Raw genomic sequence first — 9,895 nt, 5'->3', positions numbered from 1 at the left:
GAAATCACCGCCGACCGCAAGCGGTGGACCCCGCCCCGCGCCGCGGTCGGAGCCGCCGGGGTGGTGCTCGTCGCCGCCCTCGGCCTCACCACCTGGCAGTGGCTCGACGCCCGCAGCGAACGCGACGCGCTCCTCGCGGACGCGGCCGGTCGCGAGCAGGCCGAACAGGTCGCCCTCGACTACGCCCTCGGCGCGGCCGAAATGGACTTCCGCGACCTCGGCGCGTGGAAGGGCCGGCTCGTCGCCGGCACGACCCCGGAACTCACCGACCGCCTCACCAGGGCCGCCACGTCGATGGAACAGATCATCGTGCCCCTCCAGTGGTCGTCGACCGCGGAACCCATCACCGCCAAGGCCGAAGCCGGCCCCGACGGCACCTACACCGTCGACTGCTTCGTCAGCGTCCACACCACCAACGCCCAGGCACCCGAAGGCATCCAGTCCACGGCCACGTACCGCCTGACCCTCGACAGCGACGACGAATGGGCGATTACCGAGATCAGTGGGATCGGGGGAGAGGCACTGCCCGAACAGCCCCGGTGACGCTTCCGTCCGGATCCGCGCGCCGGTAGGACAACCGCACAGGTCCAGGACGAACGTTTGTGTCCATCCGGCGAGCGGATCCGACGTATGCACGACGCTCAACGGTTCCGATGTGTTCGACGGCCTTGCAGCAAGGTCGAGCGGATCGATGCCCTGAAAGGCGCGCCGAACATCCAGTCTGTCGGTTCGATCATCTATCGTTCCAGCGTCATGTTCGAGTAGGGCGGAGGGGCAACTTTGGACGCAGTGAACTTCACATCGGATTCGGACGGCACGATCACGTGTGAAGTTCGCTCCCTAGGAGGTCGTTTGCTTCGGTTGACGGGCAGCCTGGTCATGGCTGAGCCCGCAGTGACGGGCGACGCGAGGATGGTCGCGAACAAGGCACTCATACACAACGCCTGGGCGTACGTGAAGCACGAGACCGAATATCGGGCAGCGACCGAGGACGACCAGCGGAAGAGTCACCGGAAGCAAGCCGACGAGCATGCCACTGTGGCCGAAGGAATTGCCAACCTCATCGACGACCTGACGGATGTGTCCACTACAGCCTGGTGTTCCGGCTGCTTCGTTCGAAGCGAGCATCGAAAGGTGGAGGGTAAGCGTTCCGGTATTCGCGCGCACCTTTGTGCATCTTGCGGGACGGCAACTCTGAGATGTGCTGCGCCGCAATGTGACCATATGGCAATCCGGGGGTTGGGTTCATTCCGCATCCCGCGATATTGCGCCGAGCACCGGCACGACATTCCGAGTTTCGAACGTGCGACGGACACCGTTGAAGGGCCAGAAGATTACGAGAAGCTTCTGAAGTACGACAAGCCGAACCTGAACAGAGCCACGAAACTCGCAGCTGCAGGGGTGCTCGCCGCCGGCGTGGCGATTCCGGGTGGAATCGCAGCCGCACCCGCTGTCGGGGGAGCGATCGGCGCGATGATGGGTTACAGCGGTGCAGTAGCGGCGAACGTCGGCCTCGCATTCCTGGGCGGTGGAGCGGTTGCGGCAGGTGGACTGGGGATGGCCGGGGGTGCCTACGTGGTGGCGGCAGTCGGTGCTGCGCTCGGTGGAGCCCTCGGTGCCAGCATCACCAACTCCTATGTCAGGGAAGACAAGTCGTTCGAAATCGAGAAGTTTCGTGACGGGGTCGGCACACCGGTCATCGTCACCCGCGGATTCCTGAACGAATCGAGTGCCGACTGGCGGGCTGCGATCGCATTCGTCGACCGTCGCTACCCCGATGCGCCGGTCTACAAGCTCCACTGGGGGAGCAAGGAACTCGCTGCTCTGGGCGCCCCTGTTCTCCGGGGCGCAGGCGCAAAACATGCGGTAGGAGTCGCTGCTCGGGTCGCGGCAAGGGCTGGCAAGGTTGCCGCTGGGAAGCTCAACCCGATTGCGCCGGTAATGATCGCAGCCGACCTCGCCAAGAACCCCTGGCACACCGCGAAGGTTCGCGCCGACCGCACAGGCGTCGCGCTCGCCGGCATCCTCGCGCGAACTGAAATTCCCAGCTACCACCTGGTCGGGCACAGCCTGGGCGCCCGCGTCATGATCACTGCCGCGGAGACCCTGGCAACGCAACAAGGTGGTCCGCGGATCGACACGGTCCATGTCGTAGGCGCGGCGATCGGCCGCAAGGGCGATTGGCGCAGGTTGAATGGCGCGGTGTCCAACAAGGTCCACAATTACTTTTCCTCGAGGGACCAAGTGCTGCGATACGCGTATACGGTGGCGCAGGGCGGCAGCGTTGCGGCTGGATTCGCTGGCTTCGGGACTTCCTATCCCAACATCGTCGACCACGATGTTTCCGATCGCGTCGATGGGCATTCTGCCTACTTCGACAATGTCGTTCCTGCCTGACAGAACGGGCGAACGACTGCGAGGCGAGTGCCGCCGATCGACGAACGCAGGGAACATCGATACATCCGCGACTGCGGGGCTCCGCCGGGCGGAAGCCTTCCTTGACGAAGTTCCTCGTGACGAGGGATTCTGAACGTCAGCGTCACGGAGGGGACTGGTCATGATTCCGACGCTCGCCGGCGTTCACCATCTGAAGTTGCCCGTCGCCGATCTCTCGCGATCGGTCGAGTGGTATCGGACGCGACTCGGCTACGAGGTGGCGGTCGAGTTCCACGAAGAGGGTCGACTCATGGGTGTTGCGATGCGGCACCCGGCAGGCGGGCCGGTGATGGCACTGCGGCTCGACCCAGAGAAGGCTGCAGCAGCGGCAGGATTCGACTACTTTTCGATCGGCGTGCCCGACCGCGATGCACTCGAAGCGCTGGCAGGACATCTCGACCAGCTCGGCGACCCGCACGGTGGAGTACATTTCGCCTCCATCGGCTGGATTCTTCCTCTCCTCCACGATCCAGACGGGCACGAAGTGCGGTTCTACACGGTCGAATCCCATACCGAGACCCCGGAATCGGAAGTGCGCACGGTTGTGAACCCGGTCGAGTCGGCAGAGGAAGAAGCGCGCCGCCGACCTCGCTGATCTGTTCTGCCTGTCCCGGACCGCTATGCAGAAAGCACTGGACTCACCGTTCGTTTCCGGCGCACGTTATCCCTGCTCCACGGGGTCCGTGCGCTCAGACACGCCCTGGAACAGGTGGGGATGTGTAACGCGCCCGGGTAGTTGAGGTATCAATAGAGCGTGAAAGCTGAGATACCGGTCATGACCTGGGATGACCTACTTCTGGGGGAAGCGTGCACGATGGGGACGTACCGTTGACAACGCCGGTATCGAACGCCCAGAAGCTGCGCGAGCTTGCAAACGACAAGCGCTGTGCGCGACGTGCAGACGACCTGAAGGACTTGGCGAACAGCCTCGCGACAGGCGAGACCGATAAGTGGGCCGGTATAGACCTCCTCGCGGCCTTTCCTCCATCGGCTACGATCACGAGCCCCAGGTCCACGGGTCGTGTCGAAGGTATCGTCGGGGCACTCGCAGCAATCTCGGTGTTTGCTCCCGTGGCGTGGACTTGGTACAGCCTTCATGCAGCTTCCCAGGCGTATTCGGAGATGACCCAAAGTGGCATCAAGCCCGATGACACATTTCTCGGTCTGTGGATCTCCGGATTCGAGGGGTACCTCACAGGATGGCACAGGCTTGTGCCGATGGCTGTGGTGTCGGTGGTGCTGATCGGTCTGGCTGCGCTGCTGATGATCGGGCATCGGTTTGCAGCCGCCACTGTAGAGCATCGAACCGAGGAGTCCGCGGCTGAATTCGAAGCTCGATTGGTCAGTGCACTCTGTGCAGCACAACGGGAGATCGGAAGTCTGAATGCGGCGGATCCGACGGCAATAGAGGCGATCGTTCGCCGGTCGATCAAGCAACTGTCGGAGGCATACGACGCTACGAGGGAGGGAATTGATCGACTCAATGCCACGACCGCCGGCCTCGAGACTGCAGCGACCACCCTCACTGAAGCGGCCAACACGACGAAGGCCTCGACAGAAGGCGTCGAGCTGGCATCTGTCGCCTTGAGCGAAGCGTCGGACGAAAGTCATCGCCGTATCGCGTCGACCTTGACGGCATTCAGTGATGGTGTCAGCGATCAGTTGGCCAGGACTCAGAGAGACACGGTGGCCGCGATCTCGAGATCCAGCGACGCCGTCAAGACCACGATTGACGACCTCGTTACAGGGGTCACGCGTTACGAAGCTGCTCAGAGTGCAGTGGCGTCCAGCCTGGGCGATATGGACGCGCGGAGTGCTGCCAATACCCGAGACCTGACGGTTGCGGTTCAGCACCTCCAGGACACAGTCCACAAGATCGAAAGATCACTCGTGCGCCATGAAAGTGCCATGCAGGCACAAGCTTCTGAGCTCACTGCAGCGCGTGATGCCGTCGAAATCATGCTTCGTCAGTTGGCTCTAGTCGGCAATCCGCAGAACGGTGACCATGTCGACGCCGTCTGAGCGAAACGGGAGATGGTATCTCCGTCCAGAAGCGATCGCAGGGTGGATCTTCGCAGATCTCCTGATCGTGCTCTTCATCGTCGGCCTTGGCTCCGCAACCGCACCTGAGATTCCGGACCCCGTCGCGGTAGAGGAACAGTTGCCCCAAATCGTCGGGATGAAGCCGACCCCGGAGATCCTCACTGTCGAGTACAACGCTGGCGCTCTGACTGGTGGAGGCAGTGCGGCGGAAGAAGAATCGCGTTTGATCTGTGATCGGCTGAAGGCGGCTGCGCGTCCGTTGGAGAATCAACGCGCGGCATTGGCGCTGATCTTTGGAGGAGGACGGGACATCGGGGTCGCGCTCGACTCGGCGCTCCGAATCGCGGACCAGCTACCTTGTGTGGACCCGGCACTGTTCGACGGGACCACCGCCCGTGATTTCTGGGATGGTTCTCTACCCAGCGGATCTGCGCGGCTGGAAGTATTTCTCTTCACCACAGATTGACCTGAAAGGACCGAAGACGTTATGGGACAGAACATCCTCCCCTTCTATCTTGTGTGCGACGAGTCGGCGTCGATGGACGGAGAGCCGATCGATGCGATGAACTCCGCGCTCCCCGAGCTGCACGCCGAGATCGGGATGAACCCAGTGGTCTCCGACAAGACGCAGTTCGGCATCATCGGCTTCAGTGATGACGCCGAAGTGTTGCTGGAGTTGTCGGACCTCAGTCAGGTCACTGAACTCCCGATCCTCACCACAAAGGGCGCAACCAACTTCGCTGCCGCATTGCGGTGCCTGAAGTCTCAGATCGAGCTCGACCTCAATCGGCTCAAGTCGCAGGGACACAAGGTGTACCGACCGGTGGTCTTCTTCCTGACAGATGGGCAACCCACGTCCGATTGGGAAAGTGAGTACATCGAACTTACGTCTTCGACCTTCAAGTACAGGCCGAACATCGTTGCCTTCGGAATTGGTCGTGCCGACAGGGACGTCATCTCGGCGATCGCGACTTTCCGGGCGTTCATCCAGGAGGATTCCAGCATGTCTCCCGCTATGGCATTGCAGGAATTTGCGACTGCGCTGACGAAGTCGATCGTGCGGTCCGGTGTCAGCATGACCAAGGAAGGCGGTCTGCAGTTGCAGACACCGACCGAGGTTCCCGGCTTCACCAGTCTCGCAGTGGACACGGTGTAAGTCAGATGGGGGATCGATGGGTGCAGGATGGCGGCGAGATTTATCCACCTCAGCTGAATATCCAAGGCGATTGCGGAGACGGCGTTCCACTACAGGAAGGTACGTCAGGGGACTCGAAGCAAAGTGAATACCCGTCTGAGGGGTACTGGACTGGGCCCGCTGCCGGTCCCGTGCCCCCGCCTCCGGCGGCGAACGTGGCGGAGTTGAGCGAATTCTCGCAGGGAAGTGCGGCATCTGTGTTGCTGGAGACCCCCAACCTGGAAGCCAAGAGCGACTACCTGGTGTTCGGTCCCGATGCACGTTTGGGTCCGATACCGAAGAAACCCGTCGAGCGGCAGTTCCGCAGCTTCGAAACGGTGCGTGACACCGCGATCGACTGGCTGGACGACAAGCTGGGGAGCCTCCGAGCCGTCTCGGTTCGTGGACACATCCACCGGTATCTCGGTGAGGTCCGGCAGGACAACTTCGCATTTGCGAGGCGTGGCAACTATCTGGTTCTCGCGGTAGCGGACGGCGTCGGTAGTGCACAAGCGTCTCATCTCGGCTCGGCAGTTGTTTCACGCCTTGTCGTGGAGGATGAAGCACTGCTCAATGCGATTGCATCCGCCAAGACTCCCGGTGAGGTTGAGCTTCGAGACATTTCGACAACGCTTCGAGCCATCGCTGCCGAGCATGGTCTGGATGAGTCGGATGTCTCTACGACTTTGACGCTGGCGATCGTCTTCGACAAGCCTGTCGATTCGACTTCTGCCGAGACTTTCGTCATGCTCGCGCAGATCGGAGATTCGCCGGCGTTCAAGATTTCCGCGGGAGAATGGATCGAGCTTCGGTGCCCCGCCGCGGCAACCAGCGGTAGTGATCTCATCGACAATTCCGTCGAGCCGCTTCCTGGTCGGCACACCGCTTCGGTATGGGTGGAAGCCTTCCGGGAAGGGGAGACGCTGGCACTGGTTTCGGACGGTGTGGAAGACCCAGTGAAGTCCAACAGCGCATATGCGCGCGCGTTGGCGGACTTGTGGCGCCAGACGGCTCCAGCCCCGGCAGATCTCCTCAAGGTTCTGGATGCCACAGTGAAGTCGTTCGACGACGACAGAACCATCATCGGTGTACGGTTCGGTGGGCGAGACTCGTGAGCGACGTGCAACTTGCCTCACTGGCGCTGGGTAACAAGCTCGGAGACGGCGGTCAAGGAAGCGTCCACGAACTCGTCGGTGATCCGCGCAGGGTCTACAAGCAGTACCACAATCCCAAGGATCCCTCGTTTTGCGTCGAGTCACTCGAGGCCTTGATTGCGGTACGCGACAAGCTGGTTTTGTCGGGAAGACCCGTGGACGACTGGGCGGCTTGGCCCAGCGCTATCGTACGTTCCGGAAATGACCCGGTGGGCTTCATCATGCCCCGGGTGCCCGCAGACTTCACCTTTGATGCCCGAGGGAAGTCCCGCCTGTCGGAGCTTGGCGTGCTCGCAAAGAAGCCTGGCCCGCTGTTCGATGGGATCACGCTGCCGAATCGGGACGAACGGATTGCGATACTTCGCCACCTTGCCGGTGCTGTGAGCACTCTGCACGAACACGGAATCGTGATCGGCGACCTTTCCTTCGCCAATATCCTCTGGGCCCGAACACCGACTCCACGCATCATGCTGATCGACTGTGACGGTATGAGACTGCAGAACAGGCCGGCGGTTCTGCCTCAGGCGGAAACGCCGGACTGGGACGATCCGCTCGACGCTGGTAGTGCAGCTCCCACATTCGACCGTGATTGCTACAAGTTGGCGCTTGCTGTGCTGAGGGTATTGGGACAGACGATCGATTCTCGGCCAGCCGACTTCGATCCTGCCTCTCTGGATGGGTTGGAAAGTGGTGTAGCGCAACGCATACGGCAGTCGATTGCCGGATCCATGGGGCCAGTGGGGACCAGACCGACTGCACGCTCATGGGTGTCGGCACTCAGTGAACGGGCAACACGACCGGTTCAGCCAGGACTTCGGCGTGTTGTCGCCGCGCCCAGCGCAAAGCCGGAATTGCTCGGAAGCCAGGAGCGAAAGTTCCGTAGTGTAACTCCACCGAAGAAGTGACGGACCGTGAACTCGCTTGTGGTGCTAGTGGCCGGGTGCGCTCTCGCGTTGATTGTTGTGGGCGTAGTGCTGCGCATTCGTGCGAAGAGACGCCTTCGTCGTTTCTCCGCTGCCGTTCCCCAGCCGCAGCGCCTGTGGACGGGACCAGTGCATCTGGACGATTCGGAGTACGACCGTGCTGACGGTGCGCGTGTCGACCATGCATTTCCGGAGGCAAGTTCGCCTCGTCCGCTGAGGGTCGATGCGGATGGATTCCGCTTTCATCCGTACGAGATCTCCGATATCGATACCGACCACACGGATGACGGCAACATCGAGCTTGGAGTATCGTCCGACGGTCCTGTCATTCTGGCGAAGGGTGCCAACAACGCGTGGAGGTCGAGACTTCGCAAGCCCGATAGGCAAGACGAGATTCGATACTACGACGACGGATCTCTTCGTCGTGGACGCGAACTGGGCTCGGGAGGGCAGGGAGCAGTCTACGAGTTGATCGAGAGGGATGGTGAAGTCGAGAAGCGCTTCTTCATGCCGCTTGAGAAGGGTGCGCGTGAGTTCGAGGAACTTCTGCGCAGGCGTACTGCCGTAGAGGCCGCGGTCTCCGCGTGCCCTATTCACCTCTGCTGGCCGGAAAACCCTGTTCGGCGGGAAGAAACCTTGATGGGCTACGTCATGCCTCGTATCCCTGATCGGTTCTTCTTCGAGGTGAAGTTCGGAAGGTCGGGTGTGAAGCGGCGTGAGCGCGAGCTGCAGCACGCGATACCTCGAAAATCAGCCATGGCACTCCCGTTCGATGTCACGGACGAAGAGCGATTCGAGCTGGTATATCTGGTCGCGCGGTTTCTCGACGCAATGCATCGGAACAACCTCGTCTACGGAGATATCTCGTGGGTCAACTTCATCTTCTCGTTGAATCCCGTCGAGCTGTGCGTCCTCGACTTCGATTCGTCGAGAGTGCAGGGGAGCCTGCCGTTCACGCGGATGCGTCCGGTCGATACCCCTGACTGGGAGGATCCGGAGTGGCCGGACTCGGTGGTCACGAGAATGGATTCCGACCGCTATAAGTTTGCGCTCTTGGCGTACCGGATGCTGATCGCGCGAAGCCTCGATGGGCTGATAAGCGATGACTTCGATGTTCCAGCGTTGAGTGGGGCCGATCCCGAACAACTCTCCAATCTTTGGAGTCGTGCACGAGGACCGGCCGGGACGCGTCCGCAGATCGCCGAGTGGTTGAACGCTTTCGAATCGGTGCGGGTATGAGTCGCGAACGATGTGGTCGTCGACTGCATCACGCTAGCCTGATCTGGCTCTGGGCAACGGGTGCTGCACAGAGCCAGATCAGGCTCGACCAGTGCGGGTTACTTGCTTCCCGGAGCCCATCGAAGACCCCACTTGTATGCTTTGTCGAGGTCCGACTGGCCACCTCGGATGTACCGAACCTCTCTCTTCACGCTGATCTCACCCTTCTTGCTTTCCAGCAACGCGATCGCGCACATGGGTGCACGGTTGTCGCCGGAGTCGAGTCGCACCTCGATCTCGGGTCCTCGCGTTCGATATAGCGTGACCACACCGTCGGCTGCGGCCCAGTTCGGCACGCCCTCGTAAATGTACGCGAAGATGAGAATGCGTTTGAAGATGGTTGGGTTCGAGAGGTCGATATACAGATTCTCGCCCCCCGCAACGGATCCCGTCCGGTCGTCGCCGTCGAGCTCGATATACGGGTAGCTGTATCTCGACCCGAAATCCTCGCCGAGCGCTTGGATGACACCTTTGCTTCCGTCGGCGAGTTCGTACAAACAGCCGAGGTCAAGATCGATGCCACCGCCGCCGGTGAGTCGTTTCAGGAAGCCCTTGCGGGAGCCGGTCGCGCTCCAGTTCAAATTGACCCGCATGATGCCCTGTTCCTCGCCTGCTTTGACGAGGCTGACGGACTGGGTCTTCTTGTCGAGAGTGATCTTCGAAAGATTGACCGGTGTGGGCGGAGGCGTTGGCCGGACGTCTCGGGAGGGTGGGACGGCAGGTCGCGGCGGTGCCGGTGTGGGAGCGGGCGCGGGAGGTGGGGTCGGAGGCGCTACTGACTGACTGACATCGACTCCGTAATTCTTCGCCAGTGCGGGCAATCCGGTGTTCCAGCCCTGCGAGACGTTTCGGACCTTCCATACACCGTTGCGGCGGTAGACCTCCAT

10 protein-coding genes are annotated in these 9,895 nt (G+C 61.4%); 9 read left to right on the top strand and 1 reads right to left on the bottom strand.

What is annotated here, in order from left to right:
* The 9 genes from I0Q12_RS02310 to I0Q12_RS02270 all read left to right on the top strand — a co-directional run.
* Positions 1-543 (top strand): hypothetical protein (locus I0Q12_RS02310; protein WP_197250413.1); only part of this gene is annotated, 543 nt, incomplete at its 5' end.
* A gap of 336 nt (positions 544-879) precedes the next feature.
* Positions 880-2,397, top strand: a complete 1,518-nt coding sequence (locus I0Q12_RS02305; protein ID WP_231609856.1) for a zinc-finger domain-containing protein — start codon at positions 880-882, stop codon at positions 2,395-2,397.
* A gap of 160 nt (positions 2,398-2,557) precedes the next feature.
* Entirely contained in the window at positions 2,558-3,031 is a 474-nt protein-coding gene (locus I0Q12_RS02300) for a VOC family protein (RefSeq protein WP_197250411.1), read from the top strand.
* Between the two features lie 233 nt (positions 3,032-3,264).
* Positions 3,265-4,458: a hypothetical protein gene (locus tag I0Q12_RS02295; RefSeq protein WP_197250410.1), complete on the top strand. Its 1,194-nt coding sequence runs from the start codon at positions 3,265-3,267 to the stop codon at positions 4,456-4,458.
* A 67-nt stretch (positions 4,459-4,525) separates the two neighbouring features.
* The gene (locus tag I0Q12_RS02290) at positions 4,526-4,945 is read left to right on the top strand and encodes a hypothetical protein (RefSeq protein ID WP_197250409.1); all 420 of its coding nucleotides are present in this window, start codon (positions 4,526-4,528) and stop codon (positions 4,943-4,945) included.
* A 21-nt stretch (positions 4,946-4,966) separates the two neighbouring features.
* Positions 4,967-5,635 carry a VWA domain-containing protein gene (locus I0Q12_RS02285; protein WP_197250408.1) on the top strand — a complete coding sequence of 223 codons (669 nt, stop codon included), beginning with the start codon at positions 4,967-4,969 and terminating at the stop codon, positions 5,633-5,635.
* A gap of 203 nt (positions 5,636-5,838) precedes the next feature.
* Entirely contained in the window at positions 5,839-6,768 is a 930-nt protein-coding gene (locus I0Q12_RS02280) for a protein phosphatase 2C domain-containing protein (RefSeq protein WP_197250407.1), read from the top strand.
* Entirely contained in the window at positions 6,765-7,712 is a 948-nt protein-coding gene (locus I0Q12_RS02275) for a hypothetical protein (RefSeq protein ID WP_197250406.1), read from the top strand. Before I0Q12_RS02280 ends, I0Q12_RS02275 begins: the two co-directional genes overlap by 4 nt.
* Before the next feature lie 6 nt (positions 7,713-7,718).
* Positions 7,719-8,969: a serine/threonine-protein kinase gene (locus I0Q12_RS02270; protein WP_197250405.1), complete on the top strand. Its 1,251-nt coding sequence runs from the start codon at positions 7,719-7,721 to the stop codon at positions 8,967-8,969.
* Positions 8,970-9,067: 98 nt separating this feature from the next.
* Here the strand turns inward: I0Q12_RS02270 and I0Q12_RS02265 are convergent, their stop codons facing one another.
* Entirely contained in the window at positions 9,068-9,664 is a 597-nt protein-coding gene (locus I0Q12_RS02265) for a Tellurium resistance (protein ID WP_197250420.1), read from the bottom strand.
* Positions 9,665-9,895 lie beyond the last annotated feature (231 nt).

This window comes from Rhodococcus sp. CX (assembly GCF_015865005.1).
Classification (GTDB): Bacteria; Actinomycetota; Actinomycetes; order Mycobacteriales; family Mycobacteriaceae; genus Rhodococcus.
This window is presented reverse-complemented; position numbering and strand designations above follow the sequence as displayed.